12 protein-coding genes are annotated in these 18,499 nt (G+C 42.7%); 2 read left to right on the plus strand and 10 right to left on the minus strand.

Annotated features, from left to right (window positions below; genetic code table 11):
* Positions 1-34: 34 nt before the first annotated feature.
* The gene (locus tag BMX50_RS01495; RefSeq protein WP_091206669.1) at positions 35-1,096 is read left to right on the plus strand and encodes a LacI family DNA-binding transcriptional regulator; all 1,062 of its coding nucleotides are present in this window, start codon (positions 35-37) and stop codon (positions 1,094-1,096) included.
* A gap of 55 nt (positions 1,097-1,151) precedes the next feature.
* On the opposite strand, the gene BMX50_RS01500 is transcribed toward BMX50_RS01495, so the two are convergent.
* The 5 genes from BMX50_RS01500 to nagA form a co-directional block, all read right to left on the minus strand.
* The gene (locus tag BMX50_RS01500) at positions 1,152-2,783 is read right to left on the minus strand and encodes a RagB/SusD family nutrient uptake outer membrane protein (protein WP_091206672.1); all 1,632 of its coding nucleotides are present in this window, start codon (positions 2,781-2,783) and stop codon (positions 1,152-1,154) included.
* Positions 2,784-2,787: 4 nt separating this feature from the next.
* Positions 2,788-5,817, minus strand: a complete 3,030-nt coding sequence (locus BMX50_RS01505; protein WP_244280803.1) for a SusC/RagA family TonB-linked outer membrane protein — start codon at positions 5,815-5,817, stop codon at positions 2,788-2,790.
* 291 nt (positions 5,818-6,108) lie between these two features.
* Entirely contained in the window at positions 6,109-6,720 is a 612-nt protein-coding gene (locus tag BMX50_RS01510; RefSeq protein ID WP_091206678.1) for a carbohydrate-binding family 9-like protein, read from the minus strand.
* 43 nt (positions 6,721-6,763) lie between these two features.
* Positions 6,764-7,519 (minus strand): glucosamine-6-phosphate deaminase, encoded by a 756-nt coding sequence (locus BMX50_RS01515; RefSeq protein WP_091206681.1) that lies wholly within the window; start codon positions 7,517-7,519, stop codon positions 6,764-6,766.
* A 10-nt stretch (positions 7,520-7,529) separates the two neighbouring features.
* Positions 7,530-8,735 carry an N-acetylglucosamine-6-phosphate deacetylase gene (gene nagA / locus BMX50_RS01520; RefSeq protein ID WP_091206685.1) on the minus strand — a complete coding sequence of 402 codons (1,206 nt, stop codon included), beginning with the start codon at positions 8,733-8,735 and terminating at the stop codon, positions 7,530-7,532.
* A gap of 406 nt (positions 8,736-9,141) precedes the next feature.
* Here nagA and BMX50_RS01525 point away from each other — a divergent pair, with 406 nt between their 5' ends.
* Entirely contained in the window at positions 9,142-10,701 is a 1,560-nt protein-coding gene (locus BMX50_RS01525) for a beta-N-acetylhexosaminidase (protein ID WP_091206688.1), read from the plus strand.
* A 29-nt stretch (positions 10,702-10,730) separates the two neighbouring features.
* Here BMX50_RS01525 and BMX50_RS01530 read toward each other — a convergent pair whose 3' ends face one another.
* The 5 genes from BMX50_RS01530 to BMX50_RS01550 all read right to left on the minus strand — a co-directional run bounded on the left by BMX50_RS01530 (position 10,731) and on the right by BMX50_RS01550 (position 18,400).
* Positions 10,731-11,678, minus strand: a complete 948-nt coding sequence (locus BMX50_RS01530; protein ID WP_091206691.1) for a formylglycine-generating enzyme family protein — start codon at positions 11,676-11,678, stop codon at positions 10,731-10,733.
* A gap of 64 nt (positions 11,679-11,742) precedes the next feature.
* Complete coding sequence (locus BMX50_RS01535) at positions 11,743-13,428, minus strand: sulfatase family protein (RefSeq protein WP_208864618.1); 1,686 nt, start codon at positions 13,426-13,428, stop codon at positions 11,743-11,745.
* Between the two features lie 82 nt (positions 13,429-13,510).
* Complete coding sequence (locus BMX50_RS01540; protein WP_091206695.1) at positions 13,511-14,443, minus strand: glycoside hydrolase family 43 protein; 933 nt, start codon at positions 14,441-14,443, stop codon at positions 13,511-13,513.
* A 1-nt stretch (position 14,444) separates the two neighbouring features.
* Positions 14,445-15,212 carry a response regulator transcription factor gene (locus tag BMX50_RS01545; RefSeq protein ID WP_091206699.1) on the minus strand — a complete coding sequence of 256 codons (768 nt, stop codon included), beginning with the start codon at positions 15,210-15,212 and terminating at the stop codon, positions 14,445-14,447.
* A 2-nt stretch (positions 15,213-15,214) separates the two neighbouring features.
* The gene (locus tag BMX50_RS01550) at positions 15,215-18,400 is read right to left on the minus strand and encodes a ligand-binding sensor domain-containing protein (protein ID WP_091206702.1); all 3,186 of its coding nucleotides are present in this window, start codon (positions 18,398-18,400) and stop codon (positions 15,215-15,217) included.
* Between the last annotated feature and the right edge of the window lie 99 nt (positions 18,401-18,499).

Genomic DNA, 18,499 nt, shown 5'->3' on the forward strand with positions numbered 1-18,499 from the left:
TAAACCAATTCGTCTGTATATTTGGTTTCTGAACATGAAAGAAAGTAACTCAAATTCAACGGGTGTTAAAGAAATTGCCCGGCTCGCCAACGTTTCTATTGGTACGGTTGACAGGGTAATCCATAATCGCAAAGGGGTATCAGATGAAACCCGTAAAAAGGTTAATGCTATTATTGAAGAGTTGGATTTCAGGCCCAATAAAATGGCCAGTCTTTTGGCCCGGCGTAACCAGGTAAACATTGGCGTACTCATCCCAAAAACGTCAACGGAAACCAATTACTGGTCATATCCGCTGGTTGGTATAACACAAGCTGTTGATGAGTTAAAACAGTTTGGAGTGGGCGTAACGCATTTTTTTTATGATCTGGACTCGAAAAGCAGTTTTGTAAGTGCTGCCGAACAAGCCCTGGCTACCGATCTTCAAGGCGTATTGCTCGCTCCCTCGTTCATTGAAGAATCCTTTATGCTTACCAAAAGGCTTACCGAAGCAAATATCCCTTTTGTTTTTATCAATTCTGATTTGCCACGCCAGGAGAGCCTGAGTTATATTGGTCCTGACCTTTTTCAAAGTGGCCGGCTTGCCGCACAGATCATCAGTATGATGGCCCGTGAAGCTGATGATATATTCATTGTAAACATTTCTACCGAGTTGGAGCTTGACCATCACCTGTTAAGAAAGGAGCAGGGTTTCCGCAGGTATTTTGAGGAACATCATATTGCCAATACTATACTCACACTTAATATCAATCATACTGATATCGAATCGGTTAAAAAACAGCTTGGTAAAGCACTTGCTTCGGCACCTCGCGCGCGGGTATTGTTTGTCACCAATTCGCGGGTGAACGTTGTTGCTCGTGTACTGGCAGATCATCCTCAAAAACTAATTTTGGTTGGATATGACTTTATCGAAGAAAATATCCGCTGCCTCGAAAATGAGTCTATTTCTTTTATTATTAGTCAGCGCCCTAAAGAACAAGGTTATTACGGCATCATGGCGCTGTATAAACACCTCTTTGGCTTAGGCGACGCGGAACGTACCAACTATATGCCTATTGATATCATCACCAAAGAAAACTTTCATTACTATAAAAATTAAGGGCCAGAAACCATCGTTTCCAGCCCTGCAGGGGTATAAATAAGACTCCGGCTTTTTAATATCCGGGGTTTTGTGTCAATTGTGCATCCTTATTTAAATCGATCTCTGATTGCGGAATAGGAAGCAGCAAATATTTATCAGACAAACCGGTGATCTTTTGCCCGCGACCTTTAACCCTGTCAACCAATGTTTTGGTTCGCATCAGGGTCATGCGGCGGTTTTCTTCAGCTAACAGTTCGCGCACGCGCTCATCCAATATAAAATCCATGGTTATCTGGCCGGCATTTGCCAGCGGTGCGTGCGCCCTGTCGCGCAGCACATTGATGCTTGCTGCTGCACCTGCGGTGTTGCCCTGTTTAAATTGAGCTTCGGCTTTAAGCAGATAGGTTTCGCCCAGGCGCATAATGATCATGTCTTTGATCATGCTGCTGCCAAACTCATCGTTAGGATCAAACTGGTCCCATTTGTTGGTTTTGGGCACAATATTACGATTAGTGTCAATACCTGGCCCTGTAACAAGCTTGCCGTAAAGTGAGCTCGACGGATCATTGTAGTAATACTTACGGCGGATATTGTATTGCGAATTACGCATATCATTTTTATCGTACAGGTTAAGCACAAAATAGGTTAATGCCATACGGCTAATACCACGGCCACCTAAACTATCGCCAATGATCATACCCGGCGTGTTATAATAGCGGCTACCCCAAACCCTGCGGTGTTGCGAGCCGGTGAAGTGATATCCCGGAAACTTGCTGTCAATATCCGGTCCTGCGCCGTTTGGTACTGATGCCGGGTTTTCGGTTTCCTGCACCCAGATAGCTTCGGTATTACCCTGGCTTCGGCGTTGATTGCCAAAAATGAACATATCGGCAAAGGCATCACCCGGTTGATTGGCATGCACACCGTAACGGTTCCTGATCAAGCTAAAATAACCGCTGTTGATAACTGCGTTGCACTCCGTTTCGGCATCGGGGTTTTTGCCCATCCGCAAATACACCTCTGCCAATAATTGCGAGGCCATAGCTGTATGTGGCGTTGAGGGTACGGATAACTGATCAACAGTTGGGGCATTTTGTTTGGAGAAGGTAAGGTCCTGCACAATGAGTTTATTTACATCATCAAGCGAGGCCCGCACAAAATCAGTTTTAGGCGCACTAAGCGGTTCGGTAATAACAGGTACACCGCCAAACAATGTGGCCAGGTAATTATAAGCCAGTCCCCGGTAAAATAGCGCCTGTCCTTTAATTCGGTTTTTGAAACCGGCGGATAGCGTTAGCCCCGGTTGATCAAGATTTGTTACCACATTGTTGGCGTTGTTGATGAGCAGGTAGCACCAGCGCCAAACAAAATCAATCGATACATCTCTGGAGGTCAGCTTTTCATAGTTGGTGTAGGGTATGGCCATGGGGTCCAGGTCGTCAATAGCTTTGTTGTAGGCCACATCGGTACCCATTTGCCATACGCACAAAAAGCCCTGATTGCCATTCTGGTTTTCATTTTGATTGTTCCACAGGTTGTAGGTGTATTGTAAACCTACTATGCCGGCTTCAAAGGCAAGTGAATCTTTAAGTGCCGCCGGAGTAAATTTGGAGTAAACGGTTTCTTTTAAAAAGTCCTTTTTACAGGAGTTGAGCATCGCACCTATGGCGAGCAGCACCGTTAGCAGTTTGATATATTTTTTCATATGCTTATTTCAATGTGATGTTTGCGCCAATAATAAATGTCCGTACCAAAGGGTAATTAGCACCTGTATCGCCGGTTGTGGCATAGTTGGCTTCCGGGTCCCAGCCAAACCAATTGGTAAAAGTTGCCAGGTTACGGCCGGTTACATAAACGGTAAGCGCACTGAGTTTTAGCTTATCGGCCAAACTATTAGGCATAGTGTAGCTGAAAGTGGCGTCTTTGATGCGCGTAAAGTTTGCCTTTTGCGGATAGCTATAGTTAAGGTAATTAACATAGGTAAGTGACGGACGAACATCGCTTTGATTGGTCGGTGTCCAGTAACCAAGCCCGCTTACAACATTTTGACGGCCGCCGTAATCAACAAAATCAGTTAATTGATTATACTTCATGACACCCTGCACGGTTTGGATAAACACACTCAGGTGAAAGTTTTTATAATGCCACGCGCTGGTAACGCCACCTGTCCATTTCGGTGTAGACTGACCAAGAATGGTTTGATCTTTACCGTCCGACGTAATTGACCCGTTATGGTCAAGATCAGCAAATTTCAAATCTCCGGGAATGGCCGTGGGGTCTTGTTTTGACGGATCTTCGCCAACCTTCCATACACCAACCTGCTTATAATCGTAAATAACATAAATAGGTTTGCCTATAAACAGGCGGTTGCCTATGTCGTCTTTTTTGTCGCCATATAAGTCGAGTATTTTATTTGCGTTGGTGGCGAAGTTAAAACTGGTTTCCCACCTGAAATCACCGCTGATGATGTTTTGAGTCCTTATCGTAACTTCAAGACCTTTGTTGCCAACCTTACCCACATTTGATACTATATTCAAATACCCGGTAGCGGCAGGCAACTGGCGATAAAGCACCAGGTTTTTAGTGGTAGTTTTATACCCCTCAATAGTACCACTTATACGACCTTTAAACAGGCTGAAATCAATGCCAAGGTTGGCACCGTAAGTGCTTTCCCATTTCAGATCGCTGTTACCCAGAATATCGGCAACAATACCTGTTGTGGGTTTACCGTTTGATGGGATGCTGGTGGTAGAAAATGTGGTAACCGTTGAGTTAGGTATAACTGCCGATTGGTTACCAGATAAACCATATGAACCGCGTAGCTTAAGGCTTTCGATAAAGTCGGCCTTTTTCATGAACGATTCATTACTTACGTTCCAGGCTACAGCAACAGAGGGGAACGTACCGTATTTACTGGTATTACTGCCAAAGGCCGAATAGCCGTCACGACGGGCAGTAGCGGTGATGAGGTAACGGCTATCATAGCTGTAGTTGATCCTCGCCATTTGCGATACCAGTGTGGTTTTGATATAAGATGATGAGGCCGAGAAGGTGGATGCACCCTGTAATGCGTCAAACTGTAAAGCATCATTGATAAAGCCCGAGGCATTTATGGTTGATGAGTATTCCCGGTTTTGCTGTGCGCTGTAAAGGCCGGTAAAATCGATGTGATGTTTATTCCAGTTTTTCTCGTAAGTCAGGATGTTTTCAACCACCCAGTTATTACGTTCGCCATTGGTTACTGATGCCGAGCCGTTGGTGATATCACCGGCCAGCCTGCCCTGGTAATACTGAAATAGGGTAGGGAGATAATTATAGCTGGCGTTAACGCGGTATTTTAACCCTGTTAATGGCTTAACTTCGGCATATACATTGGTAATGAAATTTTCGCGACGGTCGTTCCTTGTGGTTGTAAGACCAAGCATAGGGCTTTGAAAAGCCAGGTCGCCCGACATCGGAAAGATGGTGTAATTACCGTCAGGGTCTTTAAACCTTCCATAGGGGCTCATTTGCATGGCTTGCTGCAGGTTTACCCGGCCGCCATCAAAGTTATTGAGTGTCATGTAGAGGTTAGCGCCCACGGTTAAAAAACTCGCCAGGGTGGCATCAATATTTGACCTTAAGCTTCCCCGCTTGTTTTGAAAACCTTTCAACAAGCCCTTCTCGCGGAAATAATCACCCGATACAAAATACTTTACATCCTTGCCACCACCTGTAATGCTCAGATTATGATCTTCAATAAAACCTTGCTGCGATATCTCTTTGAGCCAATCGGTAGTTTTACCGGCAGCATAGTTTTGCTGCTCGTATTGGTTGGGAACAGGAAACTCATTGTCGACACCGGCTTCCAGTTTGTAATCGGCGTATTTCTGTACATATTCGGCAGGGCCCATGGGTTTTACCTTCTGCGCAAAATATTCGGGGCCTGCGTAATTACTTAGCGAAATTGAGGCTTTGCCCGCTTTGCCATGCTTGGTGGTGATCAGCAATACGCCGTTAGCGCCGCGTGTACCATAAATAGCTGTAGCCGAAACATCTTTCAAAATATCTATCGAAGCAATGTCATTAGTGTTGATGTCGTTTAAGGACAAGCTTTGAAACGGCGTTCCGTCAATAACTATCAGCGGATCAGTACTGCCGGTAATGGTATTAACGCCACGCACAACAATACTGGGGCTTTCGCCCGGAGCATTGGTACCTGTGGTGATATTTACGCCTGCAACGGTACCTTCCATGGCCTGCAGCACGTTAGGCGCAGGTATTTCTGATAACCTTGCTTTAGGCACCGATGATACCGAACCCGTAACATCTGATCGTTTGGCAGTACCATAACCTATAACAACCACATCGGCTAATGTTTTATTGATAGATGCCATCATGATTTGTATAGGGGCGGATAAACTGGCTTTTACCTCGACAGGGTGATAGTTTACTGCTGAGATCTGCAAAATTGCGCCAGCTGCCGCTTCAATTTTAAAGGAGCCATCCGGGTTGGCTACTGTTCCTTTCGTGGTGTTTTTAATCTTAATGGTTGCGCCGCTAACGCCCTGGAGCGTTAAGCTGTCAATCACCCGGCCGCTGACAATGTGATTTTGCGCATTTGCTTTTAAGCCCCCGATAATGAATAGGGAAAACAGCAAAAACTTTATTATCATCCTGCTGCGGCAACGGAAGGAGGGTACCTCGCGCAGGGATGACGCAAAAGAGTTAATGTTGATTGGTGGTCGTAGTTTCATCATAGCTCTGATTGTTTGAGTTTTTAATAAATGTTAATTCATTGTCCTGAAAAAAATGAGTAGAAGTTGGTAGAAGAATTATTGTTACGTTAACGGTAACAATATAAACGTGTACGTACACGTAAACAAATTTATCGGTTTTAAACAATTTTCCAAATGTTTTGGAATTTTATTTGTTGATCCGGGCTAAAATGATCGAAAAAAGGAAGGGCAGAGCATTTTAATGCCTATAAAAGCAATGAAATAAGCGCTGTTACAGGATAAAAAATGGTGAAAGGGAAATCGCGCGGCGGTTTATAGAAAGTGAATCTGCGCGAATAATTCAGGGCGATGGAAATCTGGTACAGGAGTATCGATATAAACCCATGAAAAATAGTTGGGTTGTGTAAGGTTGTCGCCGCATTTGGTAAAATTGGCCTCGCAGACGAGGTTTTTAATTGAGGTGATGTTATTAAAATGCAAGGCCTGTAAAGGGATATATCCGTTGATCTTCCAATTGATCAGCCCTGTTTTGTTTTGGTTGCTGATGGAAAGTTCAAGATTTTGGGTTATTTGTTTTAAGACATTAACCTGTAAAAATTCCCGCTGATACCTATCGGGGCCGTAGGCAGCTTTGATTGAGCCCAGGCAGTTAAATTCAAAATTGTAGTAATTATTATCACCGGGAAAACGGAGGAAAAATTCAACGCAGTTATCCAGATGCACATCATCATTGAAGTTTCTTTTTTTTGAGTTGAGATATTTGTCATAAACGTCAAAACCCAAGCGGATACCATAATCGTCATAAGCGATACTAACCAGGGATTGCTGTTGCGGAGCAGTACCCCATAGTGCATGCCGTAAAACAAGCACAGCTGTATTACCACCTGTTGCAGAAAACGGGATAATTGTTTCTGTTGAGATCATTAACGATGCCGTAATCGGGAATTAGCTTCAGGCAATATCTTGTTTATAATAACGATGCACTCTGCGCATCCAGATACAGTATAGCATTCTGGTGCTTACGCAGGATCGTCGACGGATATTTAACAGAAATAGGCTCTGTCAACGTTTTTACCACAGCATCCGCTTTATTAATCCCCGGAACCATACAGAATATATGACCTGCGCTTAATAAAACAGGAATGGTTAGGGTAAGCGCCTTTACCGGTACATTGTCAAGCGCTTGAAAACAACCGTCGTTAACCTGCTGCTGACGACAAACCGGATCGAGAGTAACCACTTTTATAATTTCCGGATCATTAAAATCTGCCTGGAAAGGTTCGTTAAAGGCAAGGTGGGTATTTTCACCTATCCCCATAAAAACTATATCCGGTTGGTTTTTATTCAGGAGGTGAGCGTAACGCTCCCTTTCCTTATCTACGTCTTCCGCATTACCATTTATATAGTTTATGCTTCTGAAATTAACGTGGCCAAATATCGCATCCCTTAAAAAATTGCCAAAGCTTTGTGAGGCATCAACGGGCAGACCAAGGTATTCATCCATATGGAATGCGTTGATCCTTTCCCAAGCTATAGATGTATCTTTTTTAAGACTTTCCAAAAAAGCCGACTGTGATGGTGCCGCTGCGAATATGATATTGATATGCTTTTTCTTGTTGAGTAACCTTTTAATGGTTACAGCAGCATCGGCAGCTGCTTTTATGCCGAGGGCCTGTCTGTCGGCCAGGGTGATAACGTTTAGGTTTTGATATGCGGTTGTCATTTAATATCGGTTAAGCTTTGTAAATAGTTTGTCCTCTAACAATGGTTTGCAATACACGGAAATCGTCGGTCATCAGCACGAGGTCGGCGTCTTTGCCAATTGTTAACGAACCTTTTTGCTGATCAATACCCATTACTTTAGCCGGATTTATTGTCATCATCTTTATGGCCTCAATCAACGGCACATCAGCCAGCTGGACCATATTTTTAACCAGCTTATCGCAGGTAACTACGCTGCCGGCAAATGCAGAGCGATCTGGTAGTTTGGCTACTTCATCCTCTACAATCACTTTAAAATTGTCCTCAATGGTGCCAAGATAGCTTTCACCCGGTGGTAATCCTGCCGCACGGATTGCATCGGTGATGAGTGAAATGTTATCATACCCTTTCAGTTTGCAAACCAGTTTAAGCAGGGCAGGAGGAAGGTGCACCCCATCTGCAATAATCTCAACCGTCATGTTATCCAAAAAGTAAGCAGCTTCTACAGAACCGGCATAGCGATAAGCATCTTTCCGGAATACCGTCGACATGCAGCTATAAAAATGGGTTACATGGGTAAAACCGTTGTCAAAGGCTTCAATCACATCCTCAAAAACAGCATCGGTATGAGCTACTGCCGGTAATACTTTTTTACTTTTCAGGTACCGGCCAAAATCCATCGCGCCGGGCAGTTCGGGAGCTGCGCTCCAGCGTTTTACAAACGGGAAACGTTCGATGATCGATTTATATTCGGCAGGATCCGGGGCTTTAATATAAAGCGGGTTTTGCGCACCCTTTTGCTCCATCGAAACATAAGGGCCTTCTATATGGAAACCAATAAACTCTGCCCCGTTACGGTTAAGCTTGAAGGCTTCTTCATAACATTCCAAAGTTTTCTGCAAATCGGAGAAGCTTGAACTGAGACTGGTAGGGGCCATAGCGGTAGTCCCGAAGCGGGCGTGCATTTCTGCTATCTTCAGATAGGCATCTACATGGTTATCCATAAAATCAAAGCCGCCACCTCCGTGCACATGAATATCAATAAACCCGGGGCATAAAAGATTACCACCGGCGTCAATTTCATTATCACATGCAAATTCAATTGGGCCATTCTCAATGCCTTTGATCCTGCCGTTTTCGGCTATTAAGGTACCGTTTGAGTAAATACCATCGGGCGTTATGATTCGCGCGTTGCTTATTTTCAAAAAAGGCGACTTTAGTTGTTCCTCAGTTTCCATGTGTTCAATTTATAATCACGTAAAGTGAAAAATATCAAATATGTATTACGGGCAGCAATATAACGTAAGCATTCTGCAAGCCGATATAATTGGCAATACTGCCGGTAATAACATTTTTGATCTTCATTTCGTGTACGTACACGATGCAATAATAGTTAAATTTCTATTTCAAAAAAATATTTTTTGATTTGTACCGATAGGGGAATTTTACAAAATATCAGTTAAGCAGTGAGAAGACTGATAAATATTTAAAAACCAATCAAAAGAAGGAACTGAACGAACTTATAACAGCAGTTAACGCATAGTAACTATTTGAGCATAATTTTATGTTGTAAATATTTGGAAAATTAAAGCGAACCATCTACTTTCGTTATTCGTGTACGTACACGAATAACGAAAGTCAGAAATGAAAAAGCCTCACACCAATTATCTAAGACTTGCAAAACGCTGTGTATTATTAGTCTTTTTATTTTGTGCCGTAACTGCCAAAGGCTTTGGGCAGGATAACTTGAAGGTGAAAGCCTTTCATGTTGATTTACGGATACAGGTAATGACCATGCCGGCTTTAAAGCAACTGGTCCTGCAACTTCATAACCAGGGTATCAATACATTAATTATGGAATGGGAGGGCTCATACCCCTATAGTGGTGAAGCTGTAATATCCAATAAATACGCTTATACAAGGGACGAGGTTAAAGCGTTTATAAAATATTGCAATGGGTTACATATCGATGTTATCCCTTTGCAACAAACCTTTGGGCATGTTGAATACATATTGAAGCATTATAAATATGCTGCATTAAGGGAGGATGATAAAGATTTTTCGCAGGTATGCCCGAGTGAGCCCGAATTAAACCGGGAGTTGTTCACCAAGCTGATTAAAGATATGATCAGCCTGCACGATTCGCCGTATGTACATATAGGAGGTGATGAAACCTTTTTGCTTGGCCACTGCGAAAAATGCAAGAAAAAAGCCGCTGAAGCAGGGCTTTCGCGCTTGTATTTTGACCACATTAAGCTCATCTGTGATATTGTAAGCAGCCTTGGCAAAAAGCCTGTTGTATGGGCCGACATCGCCCTGAAATATCCCGACTATATTCACCTCCTGCCTAAGGAAACCGTTTTTGTAGACTGGAATTATGGCTGGGACCCCAATCTTTTCGGCAACCGCGGCAAATTACTGGCCAGCGGCTATGAAGTGTGGGGAGCGCCTGCAATCCGCAGCGAACCTGATAACTTTTACATCGAAAAATGGTTTAACCATTTCGAAAACATCCGCAATTTTGTGCCGCAAATTAAATCGTTGCATTATCAGGGCGTAGTGATGACATCATGGTCAACCTCGGGAGCATATTCAACCGTTTTTGATTCAAATGATGATCCGGTTGCGCTATATCCAATACGTCGTGTTTATCCTTTATCTGCCTTTAATTTGCTCATTACGGCCTATACCGAAGCGGTTAAAAGTAATCAGCCGCTGGATATAACAGCATTTATCCGCAGTTACTGCAAAGCAAATTATGGCTTTAATCAGTCGGATGCCGATCTGTTTAAACAGGCACTTTTTACGGCACCATACCCGGTAGCATTTGGTAAAGTAAAAGCGAAAGCAGATCTATCGCTTGATGAACTTGTTGACAGTACACGTACCGCACTTTCAACATTAAACAAACTTAAGCCACAGAAAAACCTGCAGGAGTTTGAGCATTACTTGTTAATGGCCGAAATCAGGTTGTTTTATCTCAATGTGGTGCAAATAGAAGCTGCCATGAACAGCGCACAGTTTAACGAAGCATCGAAGGATAAATATCGCCCAACCATTGTTGCATTAAAACGTCAATCGGTATTGATTGATGAGAAATTTAACAAGCTTAACGGCGGTTTCCTAAAGGCCGGTGAACTGGCAGATGAAAAGGAACTTCGCAATTCCAAACTAAACGAGATTTATGCCAAACTGGTAAAATAATCCTGACAGGGGGACTATTGAAGCTTCATTTATTCACTTACCACGCACCTGAACCCCATATTTGAAGCACTGGAATCAGGTGTGTTTGATGTTCTGGCAGCTACCCGGTAACGGTTACAATAAGACTCGTGACATAAAAAAGACCCGCCTTTAATTGTTTTGGTTGTACCGGCCGGTGGGCCCTGTGGGTTAATTTGGCTACCCGGTAAATGAGCTGTATTACTGAACCAATCATTACACCATTCCCATACATTGCCGGCCATGTTGTAGAGGCCAAAGCCGTTGGGTTCGAAGCTTTGTGCCGGTGCCGTACCTAAAAAGCCGTCATCAAGTGTGTTAAGCGTAGGAAAAACGCCCTGCCATATATTGCATTGATGTTTACCATCCGGGCAAAGCGCATCGCCCCACGGATATCTCTTTTGGATAAGACCACCCCTGGCTGCCTTTTCCCATTCGGCTTCGGTTGGCAGGCGTTTACCGGCCCAGCTGCAAAAACTCATTGCGTCATTCCATGACACATGTACCACAGGATGGTCCATTTTATCAGCTACACTACTTTTTGGTCCTTCAGGCCTTGACCAGCTTGCGCCATGCACCATAACCCACCATGGTGTTTGTGCTGCTACCTGCCAATCACTATCGGCATCAGTTATATCCAATAGTCCCTCGAATACAAACGACCAGCCAAATTTCTCGGCATCGGTTTGGTAGCCGGTTGCTTCTACAAAATCCGCAAACTGACTGTTAGTGACGGTTGTAGTATCTATAAAAAAGCTATCTACATAAATCTCACGTACAGGGCTTTCTCCATCGGCAACAAATCTGTCAGCATCATTGGTGCCCATTAAAAAACCGCCTGAAGGTATTTTAATCATGCCGCCAATATCCCGGCGCCCTGCTTTTGAAAAATCTGTTATGGCAACTGTTGGCGTAGTGGCGCGGTTGGCCGAACAGCATGGTTTATTTTTTCCTTCCATATTTTTTGCAGGCTGATATTTCAGAGATTCTATGTTATTGTTTTAAACAATGCGAAATATTGATTTATTTCAGATTGTCTTTCATCGCTTTTCCCGGTTCATCTTTATAGGGCGTCCAATAGTTACGGGGATCGCGTTTAAAACCGTACTTACGTTTAGCCGAAGGACGGGGATAGGGCAGAGGGTCCTGCATGCGCAGCTCCCATGTCATAATATCCTGAAGCAGCTCTGCCTGTTTTACGGCACACTCACTGTTGCCATACAGGTTATTCACTTCGGCAGGGTCTTTTACCAGGTTATAAAGCTGGCCGGTACCTTGCATATCATATACCAGCTTCCAGTCGCCTTTGCGCAGCATACGCATAGTGCCGCTTTGCGACCATGTGTTGAGCTCATCAAACTCTGTACGGCCTTTAACGATTGTACCGTCCTGGGTATATGGATCATATTCATTTAAATTGGTAAAATGCAGGCCACCATAACCTTGCTGGGCAATGACGCTTTCAAACTCGGCCCGGGGATAGGTTTTGCCGCTAAGCAGCGGCCACAAGCTTCGGCCCTGAACCCCCTCGGGTAAATTCACGTTCAACATATCGCAAATGGTAGGCATAATATCAATGTTTGATACGTGGGCCTCATGTGGGTTTGCGTTTTTTGAAATACCAGGTCCGTTCCAGATCATAGGGATACGTGTAAGGCACTCTGGCACTTCCACGCCTTTTTTAATCAAGCCATATTCACCCGCAAAATCACCATGATCGGCTACGAAAACGATAATGCTGTTGTCGGTAAGTTGCTTTTCCTCTAAGAAATTGACGAAGCGTTTCATCTGGTCATCAATTAAACGCAGCATGCCATAATAATTGCTCCTGATACGGGGTATATTCTTTTCGAAATTAGGGTATCCCATTTCGGTCATTTTCCGGTGCAGCACCCATTTATTGCCTTTTTTTGGTAACGCGTCTTTGCCGGCACTAACCGGCGGCAGGGTATCTGGCTTAAATAATGAGTAATAAGGTTCGGACACCTGGTAGGGATTGTGCGGCTCGGGGATAGACATGTAAAGAAAAAAGGGGGCCTTCTTATCGGTAGTTACCTTGCTTATCCAATCCATCGAATCGGTAACAATGCGGGCCGGCTGCTGCATTTCGGCCGGGAAAGGCGCGGGATTTGGGTCGAAATAAAAATGCGTGCTTTCCAGGTAATCATTCACTTTTTTTACTTCAGGGTCATTGTTGCCAAGCTCAGACAGGTGATTATATTCTACCCAATGGTCAAAGTGTTGTTTAGTTAAATAAGTATGGTTTTTACCAATTAATGCGGTCTGATATCCTTTAGCTTTTACTACATCAACTAAATCTGCCTTGAAAGTGGCATCCTGAATATTCCAGTTTGAGCGAACACGCGTTGCATTTGGAAAACGTCCGGTCATCATAGACGTACGGCTTGGCACACATGCCGGTGCCGCGCAATATGATTTATTAAACCATGTGCCACTTTTAGCCAGGCTATCTAAAAAGGGAGTTGTATCTAACGAAAAACCTTCGCGTTTGCAGGCATCGGCCCTCATCTGATCGGCAATAACAAGTACAATATTGGGCGCAGGCTGATCAGAATGCCCGACTGTTAAAGATATTTTGGGAGATGTGTTGCCGGTAGGCGCTGCTTTTAAAGCTACCGGCAGCATGCCGGCAATAGCCAGGTTCCCCAATTGCTTTAATGCCTGTTTACGACTGATGTTTTTATTCATAGGATTCAAATAACTTATTGCAACCTTTGTTAAGCGGGCAATGCCCAAAAAAATATTTGTTAATGAGCGTTTCAGCTATAGTTTATTCCTGTTCCAGGTAGCGAAAAGAAGCCGGCTCTATTGCAATAACTGCGGGATTGTTATCGCTTAAATTGATCCGTACAATAGCAGTTTTTCGCTTGCCAGTGCTGCCGTTAGATTCGTGCGTATGAAAAACGTAATACAGCTTTTTGTCTTTCCCCCAAAACAGATCACCATGGCCGGAACCATTTTGACTTGTGTTTTTTCTGCTTATTATAGGATTATTGCCGTATTTGCTCCATGGCCCAAATGGAGATGTTGAGGTTGCATAACCTACAGCGTAATCGATGTTTCTAAAATCATTGGCCGAATAAAACAGGTAGTATAAACTGCCAAACTTTACCACCGTTGGGCCTTCAGACACAGGCCATGGCGCATTAGCTGTGTTTTCCCATCCTTGTTCTGCATGGATACACGCAGTTACTTTTGAGGAGTCTATATCCATATCATTATTAAGCCGGGCGGCAAAGATGCGGTTACCTTCCTGTAGCCGCACAAAATACAGGTACATATCGCCATTGCTATCCTTAAAAATAAACGGGTCTATCTGTTTGCCGCTTAATGAAATTGATTTGAGCGTTTTTTGAGTGAATGGGCCTAAAGGGCTGTTGCTTTCTGCTATGGCAATGTGTTCATCAGCAGTATAGGCCATGAAGTATTTTCCTTTATGTTTAAATACCTGCGGTGCCCAAAAACCTTTTGTACCATAACTGTCACCCTTTAATAAAGCATTCCGGCTTTGCAAATGCCAGCTTTTTAAATCGGTTGAAGTATATACAGCAAAGCCATCTGCACGGCCGGTGCCATATAGATAGTAAGTGCCACCATCTAAGAATATAGTGGGATCGGCAAGTGAGATAGGTTCTTTCCCGGTTTGTGCATAAGTGGTGGTAATTAACAGTGAGAGCAGCAGTGTAATAATTTGTTTTTGCATTTTATATTTCTTTAGGCAATGAGTTGATATACTCCACCGGAGGCACATTGAAGTATTTTTGGAAGTTTTTGTTAAAAATACTTTGAGAACTATAACCAACCATCCGGGCAATTTCAGATAAGGTAAATTCATTCTGTGCGATAAGCCGCGCCGCTTTTTTCAGTCGTGTAATATCAATAAGTTCTTTTGGTGACAGCGAGGAGAGTGATTTTATTTTGCGATAGAATGTTGGGCGGCTCATGTTCATGTGCTCGGCCAGTTTATCAATATCCATATTTACATCCCTGATGTTTTTACGGATGTATTCGTCAAGTTTTTTCAGAAAAGCCTCATCTGTTTTTGAATGGGCCATTACCCGTACATCTTCAAAGGGCGAGCTTGCAAAATGGGCTTTTATTTTTAGCCGGTTCTTTAAAAGGTTAGCTATCTGCAGTTGTAGCAGCTCTGGCGAAAATGGTTTTTGAATATACACATCGGCACCAACCTCAAGGCCTTCGATATGCGCTTTATACGTATTTTTTGATGTAAGTAACACTACCGGAATATGGCAAAATTCAACGTTTGATTTTACCATTTGGCAAAGTTGAAACCCATCTATTCCGGGCATCATTATATCAGATATGATGAGATCTATAATTTCGGCATTTAAAATATCCTGAGCTATTTCACCATTCGCAGCCAAATGTAGTTTGTAAGTATCCCCTAAAACTTCCGATAAAAATTCCAGTATATCTTCATTATCGTCAATAATTAAAACACTATAGTCCATGCTTATTCTATTTTTTTCCAGCTTCCCAAATTAAATTCAATTTCCTGGTGCACCGGTAATGTTAATTCAAAAATGGTCATATTAGCGCTGCCCGAAATTATTTTTAACGCCCCATTATGTAAATTAGTTAAAGACCTGGCCAGTGACAGGCCAATACCTGTGCCCGGTTTATCGTCACCCCGCAGCCTGAAAAAGGGTTCAAAAATCCGTTCACTAAATTCATCAGGGATACCTTTACCGTCGTTACTAAACCTGATGGTAAATACTTCATCGGTGACGTTGAATTCTGCAACAGATACAATAGCTTTTGTTGCGGCATATTTAATAGCATTGGATAGGAGGTTACCGCAAATCTTAACCAAGGCCTCTCTGTCAACAAAGGCCTCCACATGATTTTGGGGTAATTCAAGGCTTAAGCTAATATTGCTTTTTCGCGCTTCCTGCTCAAAGGCTAAAATTTGTTCTTCCAATAAATTTATGATATCGGCATTAACAAAATTTAACCCAAACTGGTGCATTTCTGCTTTTCGGAAATCAAGCAGCTGGTCTGTAAGCTCGGCCAGGCGTTTTGCATTTTTATCAACCATCAGCAAACTCTTTTTGATGCCGGGCTGCTCCTCCGTTTTTTTTATCAACCACTCGATAGGGCCCACAATCAGTGTTAACGGAGTTTGTATCTCATGGGCTATGTTTGTAAAAAACTCAATTTTTGCTTCGTAAATCTCTTTCTTTTTTTCATGTTCAAATAGCTGTAGCTTGTTCTGATTTTTTCGCTCCAGGTACCTGTGATAATAACGGATTGACAAATAAAGGCTAATAGCTAATATGCACAGGTAAATAAAATATGCGGTGTAGCTTTTCCAGAAAGGTGGTAAAATTTTAATATATATCCGGCGTTGATTACCCTTCCAACTGCCAACATTACTTTCGGCCTGTACAATAAATGTATAATCACCCGGAGCGAGGTCTGTAAAATATGCATTTCTGTTGCTGTTAAGATATGTCCAGTTTTTGTCCAGGCCCTTCATTAAGTATTTATACCTTGTAACCTTTGGAGAGGAATAATTAAGTGCTGCAAACTCAATACTGAAGTTATTTTGATAGTGCCGTAGTATAATAGTATCCGTAAATAAAATGGATTTAGAAAGCGGGCTATCTTCTTCATTCGGCACTATCTCTTTATTGTTGATCTGAAAGCCGGTAATGTAAGTTGGCGGGCATGGATCTTTCCTGTCAAATTGAGCCGGATTGAAAGCAATCATTCCCTTTACCGATCCGAAATACATTTTGCCGGCAGCGTCTTTATATGCCGAATTATAGTTGAACTGATCTGTTATAAGCCCATTTGACTGTGTATAGGTTTTACACTGTCCCGAGCGTAAATCAAGGCATATTAATCCTTTAAGCGAACTCACCCATAAGTGTTTCGCACTATCTTCCAGTATACTTAATATCACGTTGCTGGGCAGGCCGTTTTCGGTAGTATACTTTTTTATGGTTTTATGATCAGGGTACAATTTTATCAATCCGCCGCCGTCTGTAGCAAACCATAAGCAATGGTTGCTGTCTTCCAATATATTATGCACGGCAAATTCATTGATAAATTTGTTTTTAACCTTATCCCCAAAGCGGATATTGCCGTGCTGGCCGGTTTTAGGATTATAATAAAAGGCTCCCTGAGATACACTGCCGGTCCAAACATTCCCTTGCGTATCTTCTTTGATATCAAACACATATGAATTGTATGGTATTTGTTTAACGCGGTTAAATATTTTGCTTTTCCTATCGTAGGTAAACAGGCCGGAGCCATGATAGGCGGTGCCGATGAGTAAAGTACTGTCTTTGGTAAGATAGATGCAAAGTACAAAATCACTCACCTTATCATTTTTGTCGCCAACAAGTTTAAACCTGTCCGTCACTAAGCCGGTGCGCATATCCATGACCTCCATACCATGATAAAATGGGCCGATGAACAACTGGTTATCTAATGCCAGTAAACCATGTATGTTTGGATAAGATACATCCCCGGATTTTCCGGAAGCGGTATAAACTGTAAATTTCCCTGTTTTTAAGTTAAGCTTGTTGATGCCGGCATCTTCGGTACCTATCCATAAATTTCCTTTGTTATCGGAAACGATTTCCCGTACAGCATCACCCGAGATAGAATTTGCCCCTTGCAACGGGTAATATTTTTCAAACCGTGCATTTTCAGGTGAGTAGTAATTTACTCCGCCAAAAAAGGTGCCTGCCCATATGCCGCCCTGTTTATCCTTACATATGGTGTATACAGCATTATCGGCAAGTGAAAAAGGATCGCCAATTCTTTTTTGCAAATGCTGACTTGTGTTTTTGGTTAAGTCATAAATAAAGATGCCTGATTCGGTGGCTATCCAGTATTCTTTACCGTTGCCGGCGGTAATGTCACGCACATATGTTTCGACATTATTGTTATCAATTAATCGTAATGTCCTGATTAAACCTGTTTTGATGTTATAGCTTTTCAGCCCCTGTTTAAAGCAGCCTATTAATACTTCGTTTTCGTTGACAGGATATATTTTACTGATAGACCGCAGATTGGCCGGAATATGCTCATCAACTATTCGCACTTTACTGATCAGCTTTAGGGTAGGGGTATAGATACTAATCAGCCCATCGTCATTCCCCATCCATAAGTTAGCCTTGCCATCGATGGTTAAACATGATGCCTTGATTTTTAGATTGTCAATACTCTTTTCCTGCTGATTGTATTTGTACAGGTTAAAATTAGCCAGGAACCATACATTATTTTCCCTGTCAACCAAAACATGGCTGATGTAATTTTGCGGGGCAATTTCAAGAGGGGTGAAAACTTCATTACGGGGATCGTACTGATAAATACCTTTACCTGTACCAATCCATAATATGCCTTTTTTATCTTCGGCAATAGCGGTAATAATATTGTTTCCAATATTACCAAACCTGCTTTTTTTGTTTTTATAAGTTATAAAACTATAACCATCAAAACGGTTCAGTCCTCCGCGGGTACCAATCCATATTAAGCCCTTGTTGTCTTGAATAATAGATGTAACCGAATTATGTACCAATCCTTCATCAGCCTGATAGTGCTTAAAATAATATTGCGCATTGCAAGGTAAAGCTGCGAATTGTAACAGCAGGCTTACCAAAACGATATAACTGAGTAGGCGCATAATTAGTTGAACCAAATATAGATAAACGGCATGGGTATAGCAGGCGTTGACGAAGCCCTGAGATAGGAGGTAAAAGCCTATGTCTTCATTATGAACTGA

Origin of the sequence: Mucilaginibacter gossypiicola, from assembly GCF_900110105.1 — a bacterium.
In the GTDB taxonomy this organism is placed as follows: Bacteria; Bacteroidota; Bacteroidia; order Sphingobacteriales; family Sphingobacteriaceae; genus Mucilaginibacter; species Mucilaginibacter gossypiicola.

What these genes read in the sequence shown, in the direction of transcription:
- BMX50_RS01495 (WP_091206669.1), top strand. Translation starts at nt 35, where the DNA reads ATGAAAGAAAGTAACTCAAATTCAACGGGTGTTAAAGAAATTGCCCGG.
- BMX50_RS01500 (WP_091206672.1), bottom strand. Translation starts at nt 2,783, where the DNA reads ATGAAAAAATATATCAAACTGCTAACGGTGCTGCTCGCCATAGGTGCG.
- BMX50_RS01505 (WP_244280803.1), bottom strand. Translation starts at nt 5,817, where the DNA reads ATGATGAAACTACGACCACCAATCAACATTAACTCTTTTGCGTCATCC.
- BMX50_RS01510 (WP_091206678.1), bottom strand. Translation starts at nt 6,720, where the DNA reads ATGATCTCAACAGAAACAATTATCCCGTTTTCTGCAACAGGTGGTAAT.
- BMX50_RS01515 (WP_091206681.1), bottom strand. Translation starts at nt 7,519, where the DNA reads ATGACAACCGCATATCAAAACCTAAACGTTATCACCCTGGCCGACAGA.
- nagA (WP_091206685.1), bottom strand. Translation starts at nt 8,735, where the DNA reads ATGGAAACTGAGGAACAACTAAAGTCGCCTTTTTTGAAAATAAGCAAC.
- BMX50_RS01525 (WP_091206688.1), top strand. Translation starts at nt 9,142, where the DNA reads ATGAAAAAGCCTCACACCAATTATCTAAGACTTGCAAAACGCTGTGTA.
- BMX50_RS01530 (WP_091206691.1), bottom strand. Translation starts at nt 11,678, where the DNA reads ATGGAAGGAAAAAATAAACCATGCTGTTCGGCCAACCGCGCCACTACG.
- BMX50_RS01535 (WP_208864618.1), bottom strand. Translation starts at nt 13,428, where the DNA reads ATGAATAAAAACATCAGTCGTAAACAGGCATTAAAGCAATTGGGGAAC.
- BMX50_RS01540 (WP_091206695.1), bottom strand. Translation starts at nt 14,443, where the DNA reads ATGCAAAAACAAATTATTACACTGCTGCTCTCACTGTTAATTACCACC.
- BMX50_RS01545 (WP_091206699.1), bottom strand. Translation starts at nt 15,212, where the DNA reads ATGGACTATAGTGTTTTAATTATTGACGATAATGAAGATATACTGGAA.
- BMX50_RS01550 (WP_091206702.1), bottom strand. Translation starts at nt 18,400, where the DNA reads ATGCGCCTACTCAGTTATATCGTTTTGGTAAGCCTGCTGTTACAATTC.